Source organism: Runella sp. (assembly GCF_965279615.1).
Lineage (GTDB): Bacteria > Bacteroidota > Bacteroidia > Cytophagales > Spirosomataceae > Runella.
Map to the genome: position 1 here is coordinate 7,468,380 of NZ_OZ257252.1, position 17,527 is coordinate 7,485,906.

The following is a 17,527-nucleotide window of genomic DNA, read 5'->3' on the forward strand; positions in this document are numbered from 1 at the left end:
CTTATAATTGGTCAGGAGCGTTCCAGATAGTAAATGGCGCTTGCAGAAGTTTACAGTTAAGTGAGTAAACAAAAAAGCCCTGTAACAGGGCTTTTTGTTTAGTACGTTTCAAAATATTCAGGGTCACAGATTAAATTTAAATGTCGTTCCATATAAGCCCAAGCCTTTACACGCTTTGGTTTAAAACTTTTCTGCTTTGTTGCAGAATCTTCAAAATACAGGTTGTGTTCATCGTCATAAGTACCAATACAAACTTGATTCACTCCCTTTTTCCAATACAAAATCAGCAGAATTAGACTTGGTTCGGGAGATTTGAATCTTGGGCTAAACCATTTTAGATTTGTTGTGTATCCCTTTTTTGAATTGGTTCCTGATATTGCATCTAAAGAACCATCAAGCAATTCTTGCAGGACTAATTCTTCCGTATGGCTCATTATTTTCATTCGTTTCCTGAATTTGATTTGCTGCTAAGTAGTTGAATACGTGAGATTTGAACAGATAAATCTATCTGCGTTTCGCGACGGTCGTTTTGGTAGGTTTTGGCGCGTAGTTCACCTTGCACTAAGACTTTATCTCCTTTATTTAGATGTTGGGCTAAGTTTGTCTTTTTATTGATACAGCTATACCACGTCGAAGACTCGACTTTTTCCCCGCTCTCTTTTTTGTAAATTTCCGTGACACAAACATTAAAGACCAAAAATTCACTTCCATTGTTTTTCTTAATAATGGCATCTTTACCTAAATGACCGATGATCGTAATTTGTTGCATAGTTTGAAATTGATTTTAATTAAAAATATCTCCTTGTTTTGGGGCGTATTTTCCTACTCCATTAATGCGGTTTTCAAAATCTTCTATATCCCGCTTCTGAACTTTGTAAACCTGCGTACTTACCCCTGAAATTTTCTTCCGGGTTTGAAAGCAGTTTAGACGTTTAAGGGCTGAACCAAGTTTCTTATCGCTTAGATTTGAGGCTTTTGACAAATACTTTAATTCCGTCAAGATAGAAGAGTTAGTCATATAAAGGCCGTTGTCTGACTCAAATTTGCACGGCTCAAAATATTGCAAGAACAACTCAAATTCCTGTGAATTTTGCTTAAAGTCGGACAGATCACCAAAGTGCTTTTCAATGTCTTCGGGTGTCCACCAGTAGCGGTATTGTTCGTGGCGGGTTTGCTTGTACAGCTTGTAGATTTTGTAGGCTTCCATCCACGCAAAATCAACGTCAATCAGGTTCAGCGTAGGCCAATCCACCGATAAAGCCACAAACGGATAATAACGGCGGTTGGCTTCGTCGTCTAAGAAAGCATTGCCGTTGATGGAGCCAATGAAGTTTCCGAGCCGTGGCAATTCAACGTTATAGCGGCCGTAAGTGCGCCGCGTTGTGATCTTACCGTGTGATATATACGTCTTCATCGTATTATTATCCTTCCTGACCAGATTGTGGAATTGATCGTCGATGTTCAAAATGAATTTTTCGGCCAACAGAATCGGCACCTCATTTGAATCCAAATCCCTGATCTTTCCCTGAAAGTAATAATCCACTTTAAAGCAGGTAGGGCACAACATACTGATCCAACTCGTTTTCCCTACGCCGTGGGCATCGCTGCAAAGCACAATGGCCGTTTGGTTTTTACCAAGTACGGAATCACCTTCAAACACCTGCGCAATGCTCGAAGACATCCACCGTTGCAGGGCTAAAGCAAAGGTTTTCGGGTTGGGCGTTTTGAGCGTGTTTGCCAATTTTTCAATGTGGGTAGTGCCTTCGGTTTTCTCCCAAAAATCGGACCTCTCAAAGGAGTTGAAATAGGCTTTGACGGGATGGTACATTTTAACAAAATCAGAGTTTAAAATGCTGAAAATGACGTCGGCTGATACTTTTCTTAAATCCGTTTCAGCGTCTAATTCATTGATAATGGAGTTTACCGCGTATTCGTCAACGGGCTTGTAACCGGTAATGTTAAATGGATCGTCTTCGCCTTTTAAGCAGTATTCAGGGCGTCCTTTGATCTCGTTAAGGTGGAAGTGGTAACGCTGCTTTAGTTCGTACATCAGTCGTTGTCGATCCGTCCGTGCTTTGAACTCTTTTGTCTTTTCGGGTTCTTTGACAGCCTCTTTGGTGGCTTCTGAGGTCTTTACGCTTTTGATTGGCATAAGTAGTCATTGTAATCTTTCGAGTTTGGAAGGTATTTTTTAGAGGCGTTAAGCACGGGTATACGGGTCAATTCGATCAGCGTAACCAACGCCCGTTCACCGGCAAGATCATTGTCAAGGTAGGCTACGATAGAAGAGTAGTTTTCAATGATCGGTAAGGCTCTGTTTAATTGGCCGGTGCTGTTTAATATGATCGTATCATACGGGGTATGAATGAGCCGTTTATGCGTCAGGAAGGATAAGAAATCAAAGAAGCCTTCAAAAAGAATGAGTACGGTGCAACCGTTGGAAAGTGACTCTTTGCCCTCTATAAAACGTATATCTTTGCAACCGGTACAACCCTTGAATTTTGCGGTTCGGAGTTCATAGCCGTTGGAATTGTTTCTAAAGCCCAACGCGTAAAAGTGGTTTTCTTTCAACTCGCTTTTGACGGTGTAATGTACTTCACTCAGGTACTTTCTAGCTAAGGCAATAGGAATGTGTCGGCTCTCAACGTATCGGATCAAAGCGGGGGTATTCAATTCACAAACACGTCTGACAGTTGTTTTTTGTATTGCTTCAGGGGTGATAGTTATGGGCTTAATGTCAATGCCCTGAAAGTTTTCGAGTACTTTACAAGCATCCTGAAATGATTTGTTTTCAAGCACTCTCACGAGTTTTATAATGTCTCCTTTTTCGTTGGAAGCAAAACAGGTAAACACATTTTGGCGCGGATCAACAAAAAACGACTGGGTTCTTTCTTCGGTGATCGGTGAAAGATATACTAATTGGTTGCCCAATGTTTTAGACGGGTTAATGCCTTTTGTCGCCAAATAATCAGCAATGGCAACGGACTTTTTTAATAACTGAGTGTCGAAAATTTTTGTAGTAGACATATCATTTTTTGTTTAGAGCGTTGGCTATTTCTTCCTGAGTCCAATGTTTTGCACAAGTGGTTAAAATGGATTCTTCGTTGATTTGGTACTCTTTTTTAAGCCGTTTAAGTTTTAATTCCATTTCCTTGATGCTTAAAAATAAAAGTTCCTGTTGGGAGGCTTCATGCCTGAAAAAGTGCCGCCCATCCTGTAATTTTTTTGTCCAATGATTTTTCATAGAGTTAATGTTTAGTGACTGGTAAAGCATTGGATTTCGTAGGCTTTCGCCGCTTCATCGAACTGTTTGGCATAATGTTTTTCCAGTTCCGGGCAACTTATCAAGCCCTCTTTGATTTTTTCGGCTACATGAGCAAAGCTAAGATTTGCCCATTCCGGCGCTTTTTTTTGCTCTTCTTCAATGATCAAGTAAGTTGTCATATAGCTTTACGATATTTGGATTTAGTACTTGAAAATATATCAAGCTGTGCGGGTGCGCCTTTGTGGATTTCCGTAGGCTCGATACCTGTTGCTTTGGCAAATAGGCGTATATCATACTCCGTTGCGTTTTTAAGCATCTGGTAAAATGTGTTTCTGCTTTTTTTCGTTGCTTCCTGCCATTTGGCTTTAAAATCGGCCTGTTTGACCTTGGAAAGGTCATCGTAGTACTGTCTTAGTGTCATAGTTATTGGTTTTGGTTTATACCGTTTAATAAAACTTATTGACAATTCTCAATATTTAGTACAACTGTATTAGTATTAAATACAAGAGTATCGTATATTGATACTGCAAATGTAAATTAATACTTTAATAATTGTCAAGTTTATTATAAAATAATTTCCAATATCTATGCACATAGGGGAACAGATCAAAAAAATTAGGGAAGCAAGGGGTATGACCAATGCGGAATTTGCACGTCTATTAGGCATGACGGAAAACAACCTATTTAGTGTATACCGTCGAGAAGACACCACAACCGATATAATTAAAAAAGTTATGGCTAAGACGGGTATCACGGCTGCGTATTTCTTTGAATCAGGCAGTTACCCTACAATTAATCAGAATGGCAACGTGAACTCAATAGGAGAAAATAAGGTGACATATCGAACAACTACGACCGAAAGCGAAGGAATAGAGGTTGCGCTTCTGAAAGTTCAATTGGAAAGCGCCAACAAAGAAATAGAATACCTAAAGCAGATCATTGAAATGATGAAAGCAGCTAAATAATGTCAGTGATTTTGTCAGTAATTCATGTCAGCAAAACGATAATCACATTATATATATTGATTATCAATCATTTATTATTAGTTTTTGCCAAATCCCACCGGCTCCACAATTAATCAAATTAACCCCTTAACTATCTCACAGTTAAGGGGTTTTTCTTTTATTTTGAGACAGTTGGGGAAGACCTTTGGAGAAACGCTTGAAAAGTTGGGACACTTACAAATCAGACGAAGGACAAAAGTTGACTGATAAGTCTATAACTTATTGATAATGAGCTAAATAAGATAACAGGAAATTATACAGATTTTGTCATAATATTTTATGACTTTTTTGCGTTTTTGTATCACTATAACAAACTAATAAAATGTGGTATCTGGCATCTGTGATTTTTCTGTTGACTGTTGTATCGGTCCCTTCTGCTCTTTTAAAAAGGAATCGACATAAAATAAGTAAGGATATGATTAAGAAAATATGTCGGGAAACCACCAGCCGGGAGAAGTGGGCCTATCAGTATCGGAGAGACGACTAATTGCCGGTTATTTTAGATTCTTATCTATCAACTCCTTCACCGCAAGATTGCCCCTTATTTATGCTTTTCTTCCAAAAGCTTCAACCCTGATTCTTTGTCAAGAAAGTAATGCCGATAAGTACCCATTCCTACAAAGTATACATTCAACCAAAATTCCTGTTCTGTGCATTCACTTAAGATTGGTGAGCCACCGTTGGCCGAACCATTCGTTATTATTTTTGTATAATAGTAAGTACGGCCGGCTTCAAAGTGGAGATATACCTTCTTGTCTTGCAGTAAGTCAAGCCCTAAGCTGTCTAAATTTGTCTCAAGTAATGTGCATTTGTTAATTTTAATGGGGGTATCCGGATTGGACATAGTTGTTAGCCGGCTGGAGGGCAGGGAAAAGAGGTAAATCTTTGTCGATCTGTTTTGGCTAAACATTGGAATACTTATTCCAAGTAAGCAGATGAAAGATAAGAGGATTGTTTTCATGATTTAGCCGTTTAGTTTAATGCAATTTAACCATTTATTGTAAATGGAATAACTCCATTCTTCGGATCTTCACTTTACCAAGCTTTACAAAACAACTCATTTACCGGCAGAAGCGGGTATAGATGCATTTTGGGAATATAACCACAGACGTACACAGGAAAGTAGGGAGAACCTACATCTGAAGAATGGAAAACAGGTTGCTGCAAGTGATATTGCACAAACCTACATTAGGGAAGGTCAAAGTATATTCAAAAACCAGTGCAGTGCCATTACACCTGCCAATCCTGTTATCGAAACCAATGTTTCCATGATTGACCATGTTTTTAGGGTCTCCGTCATGGATAATTGAAAATACTCCCGAAAGAGCCAAAAACCGGTATCGTTTACGTGCGAGAACATCATACTGCCGGCCCCAATACTGAGTACCATCAGATTGGGGTCAACACCCGTCGTTAAAAGTAACGGAGCCATAAACCCTGCGGTTGTTATACCCGATACAGTAGAAGACCCCACACATACACGAATAAGCGCCGCCATGCCCCAACCCAACACATAAGGATGCAGGGTGGAGTGTTTCATCATATCGGCAATGGATTGATTGACTCCGCCATCCGTCAGCACCTGCTTGAAAGCGCCTGCTCCTCCAAAGATCAGAAAAAGCATGGCGACATCCTTAACGGCATCCGTCAATAGCGCGGTCACTTCCTGCATGGACTTGCCACGCTGTAACCCTAAGGTAAAAGAGGCCAGCATGACCGCAAGAAACATACTTATGATCGGTTCTCCTACAAAAAGTAAGGTGTGTTGCGCCCAAGAGCCGGCGGGCAAAAAAGGACTGAGCAGCGTACTTATTCCAATCAATAAAATAGGGAATAAAACAGTAAAGAAACTTATAAAAGCAGAGGGTGTTTGGTCCAATTTCAGGTCCGGGGCAATAAACGCCGGGTTGGCTAAGTTGGTGTATTTTTTTAGGGTAGACCCAAATAAAGCCCCCGACACCAATATGGCAGGAATGGAAATAATGATTCCGTAAAACAGCGTTAAGCCCATATTGGCATTGAACTGTTTCAAAATGGCTAAAGGAGCCGGATGAGGTGGTAAATAGCCCTGGGTAACAGACAACGATGCCAGCATCGGTAAGCCAATGTACAGGGCCGGTAATTTATAACGATACGCTACCGTGATGACCAATGGAGCCAGCAGCATAAATCCGACGGAATAGAATAGCGGCAAACCCACAATAAAGCCGGTCAGCATGAATGCCCACCTTGCATACGGTGTTCCTACCAGTCCTATTAAATTGATCGCAATGCGTTCGGCAGCACCGCTTTGGGCCACCAATTTGCCCAACATAGAGCCCAACGCAATAATGGCTGTAATGGAAGCTAACGTTCCGCCGATCCCTTTTTGAATAGAGTCAACAAGTGCCAAAGGGGTAAGTCCAAGTGCCAAGCCAACGCCTGCCGAAACAGCCAGAAATGATAGAAAGGTGTTCAATCGAACGATGGAGATGAGCGCAATCAGCGCCAAAATACCAATCAGCGTAATCGTTAGGAACATTCGGTTATAAAATGCTTTATAGCTAATAAGAATTGGTTTGTCGGCTGTTTGACCCCGGATGGGGCGGACGGCCGCTGCCGTCACATATTTGTAGAAATGAAGATTTCTCTACAAACGTCTGACCCCATCCGGGGTCAAACAGCCGACAAATAATATAAACTGATTTTGAACAGGTCCTTCTAATAGATTAAAAGCAATTGACCGATCGGTGGATACTCTAACTTATGATAGGAATCGTTTTACTCAAAGGGTAAAAATACCTTAAAGGATGCCCCGTTTCCGGGCTTGCTTTCGGCTTTTATACTGCCTTTATGGTTGTCTATTACTTTCTTAACCGTGGATAGGCCTACGCCGCTTCCTGTGTGCGTACTGCTTCCATGAAGGCGGGTGAAAAGTTGAAATATTTTTTCGGCAAACTGTTGTTCAAATCCCATTCCGTTATCACGAACTTCAATGAGATGATATTTTTTCCCATTCTCATTACTTGGTCGGGATGAAATATGAATCCGAAGAGGCACCTCAGGATTATAATATTTTAAGGAATTACTGATCAGGTTCTGAAACATCTGGTGGAGTTGTCGTTTATAGCCACTTACTACAGGCAGATCACCTACTGTTATCGTTGCATTCGTTTCCTGAATAGTTACTTCCAAATCCTCTATTACCTGATTAATATTCTCATTAAGATCAACCGGCTCTTTATCAAGCGGAACTAAACTGAATTTTGAATATAAAAGCAGATCTTCAATCAAGCCACTCATCCGGTGTGAAGCATTGGTGATCTTGTTGAAAACGGTCAGATCCTGTTCAGTTAACCGATCAAGGAGTTGCATTTGGAGGCGATCTGTAAAGATCCGGATCTTTCGAACAGGCTCTTTAAGATCATGTGATGCGGCGTGAGCGAAAGCCTCAAGATTTTGATTGGAGGTTTCCGGTTTCGCGATTTTTTTGAGCAACTCAAACTCCAGGTATTTGAGTTTTGTAAAGTCAGCAAAATGAAGAATTACCGCATCATCCATTTTAATCGCGGTCATTTCATTGTACAGGTCCAGACCGTCCTGATCATAGTGACTGTTTCTTCACAATCTATCACCTCTAAAACCAATCCTTCTGCGAAAGAAGGGAACGCACATGAAAAATTCAATGCTTTTCCTATTGCTTCTGAGCGGCGTCACAGCTCATGGCCAGATATCTGCTCAAAGCTCAGTGGATGGCGTGGATATGAAACACTTTTTTCCAACACAACAGGCTTAGAAAACACGGCTTTTGGGTCAGGTTCGCTGTATGCAAATACCACAGGGGGCGTTAATGCTGCTATTGGGTATCAGGCTCTGCGTGATAACAGCACCGGTTTTGGAAATACTGCCGGCGGAGGGTTATCTCTTCGTTTTAATACGACGGGTTTTCAAAATACTGCTACCGGAAATGTGTCTCTGTATTACAACACCACCGTTTATAACAATACCGCGAATGGATTTCAGGCGGGAGATAACAACAAATCGTGGAAGTCAGTCGACTAAAGGTAAAAGCCGATGTGCCCCTTCGTACTGATGGAAAGGAGTAGTGCAAAAAGTTGCCCACCACCGCCCGTATTCAGTTTGACCGCCAACAAAAAGACCCTTCACAAATGAACTACCGTGTGAACACAAATAATTACATCATACCTTTGGGCTAAAAATGGCAAACTCGCCATTTAACAAGCCTATCGGACAGGCGATTATTGAATAGAGAAAATGCTGTTCTTAATCGCCTGTTCACTAACAGTATCCAAACTGTCAGGTAATTATCTGACAGCGCTTCGGAAGCAAAGGCGATGTATCGTTTTTTGCAAAATGACCACGTCAACCAAAGAGAATCGTTTAGCTTATTTGTCGGATAAATCCTCTAAGTCCCGGCAAAGGTGATACTTATGGCTCTTAACTACCATCCGATAACTTTTTATAGTTATCCATTTGGTTTTTTATATCTTCGTAATCCCTCCCATTATATCAGACTCATGTCGTAACTCACTGAAATTAACCTCTATGAAAAAAAAATTACCTATCCTACTATGACCGGTCTTGGTTTCAGGGCTCTTTATAAAAATACGGCAGACGGAACTACTGCTGTCGGTAATAATGGCATCAAATACAAGTGGGTCGTATCTCTAAAGGGCACAATGTTGTATGTGCATGTTTGCCAATTCTTACGCTTTGTATAACCTATTTTGAAAAGTTAATTTAACTGACATGTACATGATTTACTTAAAAAGACTTATCCTGCCGGTTTTGGCAGTAACGCTTTGGTTTCCTTATAAGTTATTAGGCCAAATTGATATGCGTGTAAAGCCCGTTTCATTCTCACAAAATTTGAGCGATAACATACCTGAAACAAATGTGGCTTTCTCAAAAGCTAAGGTCTTAAACGATTCCTCTGCTCTATTACGCCCTAACACATTTGCTATTGATTTAAATGTCAATATAGGTTTGCAAAACGGAAAATGGGATACACTTAGTGATGGTAATAAAATCTGGAGGATTCAAATCAACTCCAAAGGGGCAATGCAATTAAATGTCAGCTTTGATAAATTCAAACTGCCTCCGGGAGGGAAATTATTCATTTATGATTTAAAAAAACGAAATATAAGTGAAGAAATTAACCATACATATAATAATGTGACAAATACCTTTGTTTCACCTTTCATTTATGGGGAAAGCATAATCATTGAATATTATCATATTGGAAATACAAAATTGCCCGATTTTCACATTAATAATATCGGGTATGATTTTACAAACAATGCATTGGTGAAAACCATTAGTGTAGACCCTGCTTCCTGCCAACTTAATATCAGTTGTCCACAGAATGGAAATTTCAGCATACTTAAAAATGCAGTATTCAAATATGCAGGTAAATACCAGGGTTCTGGAAACAATTTATACAATATTTGTACAGGTACTCTAATAAACAATACCAAACAGGATGGTAGACCTTTATTTTTAAGTGCAAATCACTGTGTTGAAGATCCCAATCTAATCTTTTCGTCCATTACAGGCTATTTTAAATATGAAGCCAATGGTACAGTTTGTCAAACAAATGAAGTTAATACAGGCAACATTGTTACCCTGAGCGGGGGAGCAACACTTCTTTCCAGATGGGCAAATAGCGATTTTGCTCTTTTAGAATTCAATCGCAATATACCTGCAGCTGCAGAGCCGTTTTTTGCCGGATGGGATAGGCGTGATACCTTCGAAGGTTCAACAGTTGTAATTCATCACCCCAGGGGAGGTGTTAAAAAATTTTCCAAAGATTATGACCAAGCCGAAAAAGGAGCCGGATTTGACGGAGTAACTACAGCATGGAGGTCTGTACTTAATTATGGAGCAAGTACTGAGCCGGGTTCAAGTGGTTCGGCATTGATAAGCGAAGCTAATCAATTAATAATTGGTCAACTGTTAGGGGTGGAGTATCCCGGTGATCCTTTCAATGCATGTGATATTTTCAATATCACACAAGTTTATGGTCGTTTGGCACATTCATGGAATGGCGGCGGAACATCTACTACACGTTTAAAAGACCATATCGACCCTATAACCTCCGGTGTTGGCCTTATGGCAGGCAACGAATGTCCAAATATCGCTGTGACAGGTTTGCAATCTTCATTGATCGCCGGTACTTATGTGCGACTTGAATGGACAGGGGGATATATAACTCCTTATACCATTGAATATCGAAAAGCAGGGGAATCTACATGGCAGTCAACGATCACAGAAGAAAATGCGACCTGGATATATTCCTTATCCATGAATACAAATTATGAATGGAGAGTAAAAACCAGATGTTCCGGCTTTTCCGGTATTTCCACCTTTAAAACGTACCCCACATTAGGCGATATATCCTTTCCTAAATTTTTGTTTTGCCCGGGTCAAACCACTTCTATCAGTTTACCGATTGAGGGGGGAGAATACATCTCTTACTATAATTTTACTACGGTTCAATTATCGAATACTTCGGGCAGTTTCGATTCTCCGGTTATTATCGGAACTGTAAATTTTGGTTATAGCGGCGGAGATATCAGTGTTACTATTCCGGCTGATACGCCATTGGGCACAAAATACCGAATGAGAATTGTGATGACTTCCCCGGAAATCACTAAAAACAGTGCTTATGATGTGGAAATTGGTACAGAGGCACCCATAGTTCAGGCAGTCACTGCGTGTCCGGAATCCTATACAGAGATTTCAAAAATCTGGGAAAAGGCTTATGGGGGTAATAAAGAAGATGAACTCCGGCAAATTATTCCGGCAAATGATGAAGGTATGTTGCTTTTCGGCTCATCCAAATCAGAGGGCAATCCTTCCACCGACAAAAGCGATGCCAATAGAGGTAATTATGATTATTGGTTGGTTAAGATCGATGCTAATAAAAATAAAATGTGGGACAGAGCTTACGGTGGAACGGATTCAGACAGAGGCACTGCCATTATTCCCACGTTAGATGGTGGATACCTGATTGGCGGAAACTCTTATTCTCCTGCCGACGGCGATAAAAGTCAGGATCATGTTGGAGAAAGTGATTTTTGGGTCGTAAAAATCAGTTCTAACGGTTACAAAATCTGGGATAAAAGATTTGGGGGCTCACTCAACGATGAATTAAGTAAAATTATTCAAACGGCAGATGGAGGGTTTTTATTAGCGGGTCGTTCCAATTCAATTGCGAATGGCAATAAAACTAAACCTAATCATAATGGATCATATGATTACTGGGTTATTAAGATATCCTCTGACGGAGCAACCGTAACTGATTGGGTTTTTGGAGGAAATGATGATGAAACTTTGACCGGCTTTATTCAAACTTCTGACGGAGGCTACCTTTTAGGAGGTCATTCAAAATCCGGATCGGAAGGTGAACGTTCAGAATCATCTCGCGGAAATAATGATTTCTGGATTGTTAAAGTAGATGCCAACTTTAATCAACTATGGGACAAAAGGTACGGCGGTGGTGGAGAGGACTTGATGGCATCCAATGGAATTGCTGTGGCATCCGATGGTAATTATGTCATTGCAGGCAGATCTGACTCGAATGTAACCGGAGACAAAAATGAACCTTCCTGGTTCAATACACCGGATTTTTGGGTACTGAAAATAAACAGTCAGAACAGAAATATTATCAAACAACACCGCTTTGGCGGGGGAGGCGAAGACGGTAATAATGCTTTATTACCCACTCCCGATGGTGGTTTTCTTTTGGCCGGCGGCTCGAATTCCAACATAACGGGAAATAAATCAGAACTGTCTTGGTTTGATACCTACGATTATTGGATCATGAAAGTAGATGGGAACCTTGAGCATAAATGGAACAAACGTTTTGGCGGCGGTGGTGATGATTTTGGAATGACACTGGCTCGTACTTCAGATGGGAATTATTTAATAGGTGGTTTTACTGATTCCAATGCGTCGGGTGATAAAGCCAATGGAGATGTATCCAAAGGGCTGACTGACTTTTGGGTTGTAAAATTTAATGATTGTCAAACTTCTGCCTCAACCACGGTCAACATCGGTCAGAAAGCTTTTCTATCAGCAACAAATTGTTCGGGTACCGTTACTTGGAGCAACGGACAAACAGGCAATCACATAGTTGTAAAACCGACAGTAAATACAAATTATACTGCAACCTGCCTATATGGATGTACCAGCGGTAACAGTTCAACTCTTATTATTACCGTTGATCCATGTCCTACTGCTTATACGCTGACAAGTCCCAATGATGATTACAATAATGCTCCGACTACATTAAAGGCAAAAGCATCCACCGGTAGTTTGAGCGCCACCAACAAAATCACGGGTACCTCAAATGTAGTGTATGAAGGGCAAAAAATCATGTTGAATCCCGGTTTTGAAACAACACAGGGGACGATTTTCAAAGCTCAAACAGGTGGTTGCAATTAGTATTATAAGTATTAATTTATAAACGCTTATATATCAATCGTTTATGAGAAATCAATGCGGATTTGGTGAGACAATTCACATGCTCATGCTGTACCGTAAAACAAAAGAAGGACCTAATTAGATTCTCCTTTTGTTTTACGGTCAATTTCATTGATTGAAGTTGTTTAAACCGGGGTAAGCTGAAATTCAAGATGTTTTGCATCAGTTTACAAAGATTTTCCGCCACAATGCAAAGGTGAATTATAGTTCAACTTGTGTCCACACGGTAGTTCACGAATGAGGGTCTTTTTGTTGGAAATGTCTCGTTATTGCCGGAAAAAACAAATAGTTTTGTTTTTGACTATCCACACTTAATCTTCAGTAAGCTTTTGTGCCGGCATCTCAACGTAAGAGAGCTTCAAACAGCACTGCGATACGGTAAATGCAAAACGCTACTTCTAATACTCTCTTAATCATTCGCTCGGGTTGAATCAGGCGTTATCGATTGCCTGCTACGCTTCACTTTAAAGTAATTTTTCAAAAATTCAGTTAAAATTTAAGATGAAAAAAAAATACTCAACATGGTATCTCAAAATAGTATTCCTTTTTTGGACCTCCTTTTCTAATGCCCAAACTCCTGAATTAGTTAAAGATATCTGGAGCGGCATCAATGAATCATACCCTCGAAGTCTTATTAATGTCAATGGTGTACTATTCTTTGTGGCAAATGACCCCGTAAATGGAGTAGAATTATGGCGCAGTGATGGCACTTCTGAAGGTACGGCTCTCGTTAAAGACATTCGCGCGGGATCAATTGGGTCAGCTCCTGAAACACTCACAAATTGTAACGGCACTTTATATTTCACCGCTGATGATGGTGTTTATGGAAGAGAACTTTGGAAAAGTGATGGTACTCAAGCCGGAACAATGATGATAAAAGATATTTGGCCCGGGGCTAATGGGTCTTATCCGCCAAATATTACGGAAGTTAACGGCACGGTATACTTTAATGCAACAAACTTAACGTATGGAACAGAACTTTGGAAAACCAATGGAACAGAAGCAACTACTGAGCTGGTTAAGGACATTAACCCGGGACTTAACAGTGCTACTCCACAGAATTTAATTAAGTTTAATAATAAGCTTGTATTTACTGCCTATGAACCTACCCACGGCACAGAACTTTGGATAAGTGACGGAACCTCGGCAGGGACAACTTTAGTAAAAGATATCTATCCGGGTTCGCAATCCGGCGGTCTCTGTTGTATCATTAATGCCGGAAATCTAATCTATTTTCAGGCCTATGACGGTATTACAAGTGGTTATTGGAAAAGTGACGGAACACCGGCAGGTACAAATTTTGTCTTCAATAACCTTGTCGATCTTATAAAAGTAGGTACTAATTTATATTGGTCTACTTATTCTTCTTATGTTGATGGCATTTATAGTATGCAAGTTTGGAAAAGTGATCTCTCAATGACTAATCCAACACTAATTCAAACAATAGAAGACACTCGTAGTATTACATTTTATGATTGTAACGGGAGTTTATATTTTGTAAGAGCTACCAATAACAGCAGAAATGAAATATGGAAAAGTAACGGCACAGGGGTAGCACTTTTTGCTGATTTTGTCCATGATGACAAGATCGGAATCGGATATTTCTATGGTTCAGTAAACTTTTTATTCAAAATTGATAATACGTTGTTCTTCGTTAGAAGCAATCAGGATTTTGGCGCTGAGCTTTGGACAAGTAACGGGACTCGTTCAGGTACAAAAATGGTACAGGATATTAATCCCGGAATGGCAAGTTCAATAAGAGTTGCACCCAATTTTCCTAATGTGAATGGAGAGGTGTTTTTCAGCGCAGATGATGGTATTCATGGTATTGAATTATGGAAAATAGGAGCATTCGTTCCTCCGATCGAAAATGTTAAAATTTCAAATCTTGAAGAATCTATCAATCAAACCGAATATACTGTTCCTCGTGAAGCAACGGTACATCACTATTTTCTGGTGAAGGATAATATTACGAATCTTCCTTTAAAAGATGTTATACTCTATTATACAGTAGGCACAACAAAACATCAATCCTTGCCAAGTGATTCCACCGGCTTAATTGATCTGAATATTACTGTGGGCGGAAACAACCCCAATTTAAGCAGTGATGACTGGGTTGGTTTGGGGAACAATACCGTTACCTTCCACAGCGTACAGAATGGAACCGTTTCAGGTACCAATGCCTTTGCCGATGCTCCTTTTACTATTACTGTGATCAATAAAGCCCCACCCATTGACAAAGAAATGGGGGTCGGAGCGGGCTTTCAATTTGGGGATAATACATTCAATGATAATGGCAATGATAAAAAAAAGGTAGATGTCGGAGGAGGCTTTAAAATCAAACTGGGGATGTCAGCCGGCCTGAAACTGGGCATAACCTTAGACAGTTACATCAAAATAAAACCCGTCTCAAATTCGGTCTGGAATGTGTATTTTAACAATGGCCTCAACCCATTTGTGGGATTGGAATTGGGGGGCGGAATTTCCATCGGAAACAAAGCGCTCGGATTTGGGGGCAACTTTGCGCTCGGAGGGCAGTTTGATGACGCCGTTCGTTGGGAAAGAGGTTTTGTGTTTGATCTGTCCAAAAAATTTGATGTTTTCAAACTGGCGTCATTGATGTTCTCAATGAATAAGCAACTGCCTTCTTCTCAGGAATTGGCGGCTATTTTTGATCGACTGGCCTCACAAGTCAGTTCCGTCATTACCGACCTGAGTGCCAAGACCGAAATGGCCTATGGAATAGGGGTAAATGCCGCCGGCAGTTTGACGGGCAGAGGGAAAATCTATCAACTAAATCTGCCGGGCTACGGAAATATTCCCGAACTGTCCTTTAATTCCGAAATTTCCGGAGGGTACAGGTTTAATGATAACAACATCGTCGAAAGCATTAAGGGTCAGGGAGTCAGCTTTGCCAATACCATAACGATGAGCAAAGATTACAATGTGACCGTTCAGGCCATTGCCGCGCTGACCAAAGGAAATGCAAAGAATATCCCCACGATCAAATCCCAACCGTTCAGTATTTTCCCTGAGTCGCAGGAGACCGGTTTTACGGTCAAAAGAGAAATGGACTTTGCCGGCAATCTTATTGCCGGCTCGGCCACCATCTCTACCAAGTCGGCATCAATGCAATTAGACCCGAATTCCATTAAAACCTATACCGTAGATTACCAAAACAGTCATAAATACGGGCCGAATGTAGCAAAGAATCTCTTTTCTGCCGCTTACAGTGCAAATGATAACAGTCTGTTGCAGAATAACACCATTGCGTCGATCATCACCGGGAAAAGCAATAGCCTGATCGGCAATCTGTTTACCGACGAAGGATTGGCAAGAAGTCTTATGAGGCAGTCGCATGACCTGAATGAATTCATGACCAAGACTGTAAAGCAATACAACCTGCCGCAGAATGAGATCGAATTAACCACGACCCAAGATGTTTCGCTCATCAACCGAGCGGGGATAACGATTCAAATTCCCAAGTTTAAAACCGTGAGCTTTCAAGTCAACCTGAACTCATGGAAGACCTATAGCCATAACAAAACACAGAGTAAATATGTAAAGTCACTGGACAGGGTGTTACTGACGACAGATTACCCGGACATTTTCAATAACCTGGAAATTCCGGCTACCAATGTGGTAGAAGACCTGTTAATCTCCATTGGAAATGCCTTAGAAAGCGTAAGTCAGGCAGTTATTGATTATGCCAATCAGGTCATTACATCCGTACGGCATTATATTATCAATCAGTCCCTTATGCTGGTGTTATCAAATTTGAATCAACCCAGAATTAACACAGCAGGAGAAAAGCTGTATGATCCCAAAAATAAGAGTGTAAGTGCGGTCAATACTCCGAGTGTTTTTACCTTCACCATTCCCGGGACTGCTTTTGCTCAAAATACCGCCATTGATTTCAAGTATTTTTATCCCTCCAATGAAGTAAGTGCCATCACAAGTGCGGATACTTTTCGCATCGTATCGGATGTGTTTACCCTTACGGCTTCGTTGAATGAGCAGTTTTTAACCCAAGCCCCCAACGGCAACTTCACTCTCCAAACCGATTTCAGTACGTATGACCTGACCTTCGCGTCATTGCCTATAAATTTAACTCCGGTAGTGTTGTTTTTACCCCGGGGAGGGTCGGTATGGCAATCCATCGGAGCGGTTAATTCGACCATCAATTTCAATCAATTGGGGGATTATGGCATCGGGGTTAAAATTTCAAATGATCGGGTTGCTCCCACCATTCAGGTGACCAATCCCGGTTCTTTTGTATCACCCAATTATATTGAAGTAAACTTAACAGATTTGCAGTCAGGCATTGATTGGAAAAAAACACAGTTTATTGCCAACGGGAAAATCATGCCGATCCAACGGATCAACAATTCCAATGTGTTCCGAATCAACATTGCCGATATACCCACCAAACCAAGCGGTATTTTTATCATTGAGGTACAAACGGCGGATTTGGCGGAAAATGCACGGTTCTACTCGAATGTTTATCCCTGTGATGAATACAAAATTGTTCAGGGGTTGGAATTGGAGCCGGATAATCCGATCTTAAAGAAGGCATTATACTTCATTGAGGCAAATTCCAAAACACCGGAGAATAAAAGCCTGTTTTTCAAGGCCGGACAGAAGATCGAACTAAAGCCGGGATTCGAGACCAAAGGCACAAGCTTTAAAGCTGAAATTGGTGGATGTATTAATTAGGTATATAGTATTTTATAGCATGTTGGTACTTATTTTATATAATCTTTTCAGCAAA

At 40.6% G+C, this 17,527-nt stretch carries 14 protein-coding genes; 4 read left to right on the plus strand and 10 right to left on the minus strand.

The window, feature by feature from the left end; translation table 11 throughout:
• Positions 1-98 precede the first annotated feature (98 nt).
• Genes ACQY73_RS31575 through ACQY73_RS31605 form a run of 7 tightly spaced genes read right to left on the minus strand, consistent with a single transcriptional unit; the run spans position 99 to position 3,686 of the window.
• Entirely contained in the window at positions 99-443 is a 345-nt protein-coding gene (locus tag ACQY73_RS31575) for a hypothetical protein (protein ID WP_428658162.1), read from the minus strand.
• Entirely contained in the window at positions 440-769 is a 330-nt protein-coding gene (locus ACQY73_RS31580) for a single-stranded DNA-binding protein (protein WP_428658163.1), read from the minus strand. The genes ACQY73_RS31575 and ACQY73_RS31580 overlap by 4 nt, the downstream gene beginning before the upstream one ends.
• 15 nt (positions 770-784) lie before the next feature.
• Positions 785-2,152 (minus strand): VapE domain-containing protein, encoded by a 1,368-nt coding sequence (locus ACQY73_RS31585; protein ID WP_428658164.1) that lies wholly within the window; start codon positions 2,150-2,152, stop codon positions 785-787.
• On the minus strand, positions 2,134-3,027 hold the full coding sequence (locus tag ACQY73_RS31590) for a toprim domain-containing protein (RefSeq protein WP_428658165.1): 894 nt from the start codon (positions 3,025-3,027) through the stop codon (positions 2,134-2,136). The genes ACQY73_RS31585 and ACQY73_RS31590 overlap by 19 nt, the downstream gene beginning before the upstream one ends.
• A gap of 1 nt (position 3,028) precedes the next feature.
• Positions 3,029-3,244, minus strand: coding sequence for a hypothetical protein (locus ACQY73_RS31595; RefSeq protein ID WP_428658166.1), 216 nt, complete (start codon positions 3,242-3,244; stop codon positions 3,029-3,031).
• 11 nt (positions 3,245-3,255) lie between these two features.
• The gene (locus tag ACQY73_RS31600; RefSeq protein ID WP_428658167.1) at positions 3,256-3,444 is read right to left on the minus strand and encodes a hypothetical protein; all 189 of its coding nucleotides are present in this window, start codon (positions 3,442-3,444) and stop codon (positions 3,256-3,258) included.
• Positions 3,441-3,686: a hypothetical protein gene (locus tag ACQY73_RS31605; RefSeq protein ID WP_428658168.1), complete on the minus strand. Its 246-nt coding sequence runs from the start codon at positions 3,684-3,686 to the stop codon at positions 3,441-3,443. The genes ACQY73_RS31600 and ACQY73_RS31605 overlap by 4 nt, the downstream gene beginning before the upstream one ends.
• 166 nt (positions 3,687-3,852) lie before the next feature.
• On the opposite strand from ACQY73_RS31605, the gene ACQY73_RS31610 reads away from it, so the two are divergent.
• The gene (locus tag ACQY73_RS31610; RefSeq protein ID WP_428658169.1) at positions 3,853-4,230 is read left to right on the plus strand and encodes a helix-turn-helix domain-containing protein; all 378 of its coding nucleotides are present in this window, start codon (positions 3,853-3,855) and stop codon (positions 4,228-4,230) included.
• A 580-nt stretch (positions 4,231-4,810) separates the two neighbouring features.
• Here the strand turns inward: ACQY73_RS31610 and ACQY73_RS31615 are convergent.
• The 3 genes from ACQY73_RS31615 to ACQY73_RS31625 form a co-directional block, all read right to left on the minus strand.
• Positions 4,811-5,230 (minus strand): hypothetical protein, encoded by a 420-nt coding sequence (locus ACQY73_RS31615; protein ID WP_428658170.1) that lies wholly within the window; start codon positions 5,228-5,230, stop codon positions 4,811-4,813.
• A 237-nt stretch (positions 5,231-5,467) separates the two neighbouring features.
• Positions 5,468-6,790 carry a gluconate:H+ symporter gene (locus ACQY73_RS31620; protein WP_428658171.1) on the minus strand — a complete coding sequence of 441 codons (1,323 nt, stop codon included), beginning with the start codon at positions 6,788-6,790 and terminating at the stop codon, positions 5,468-5,470.
• A gap of 239 nt (positions 6,791-7,029) precedes the next feature.
• Positions 7,030-7,824 carry a sensor histidine kinase gene (locus tag ACQY73_RS31625; protein ID WP_428658172.1) on the minus strand — a complete coding sequence of 265 codons (795 nt, stop codon included), beginning with the start codon at positions 7,822-7,824 and terminating at the stop codon, positions 7,030-7,032.
• Between ACQY73_RS31625 and ACQY73_RS31630 the strand changes: the two genes are divergently transcribed.
• The 3 genes from ACQY73_RS31630 (at position 7,786) to ACQY73_RS31640 (ending at position 17,472) form a co-directional block, all read left to right on the plus strand.
• Positions 7,786-8,310, plus strand: a complete 525-nt coding sequence (locus ACQY73_RS31630; protein ID WP_428658173.1) for a hypothetical protein — start codon at positions 7,786-7,788, stop codon at positions 8,308-8,310. The genes ACQY73_RS31625 and ACQY73_RS31630 overlap by 39 nt on opposite strands.
• 714 nt (positions 8,311-9,024) lie before the next feature.
• The gene (locus tag ACQY73_RS31635; protein WP_428658174.1) at positions 9,025-12,717 is read left to right on the plus strand and encodes a 3-coathanger stack domain-containing protein; all 3,693 of its coding nucleotides are present in this window, start codon (positions 9,025-9,027) and stop codon (positions 12,715-12,717) included.
• A 540-nt stretch (positions 12,718-13,257) separates the two neighbouring features.
• A complete protein-coding gene (locus ACQY73_RS31640) occupies positions 13,258-17,472 on the plus strand; it encodes an ELWxxDGT repeat protein (RefSeq protein ID WP_428658175.1) in 4,215 nt (1,404 codons plus the stop codon).
• Positions 17,473-17,527 lie beyond the last annotated feature (55 nt).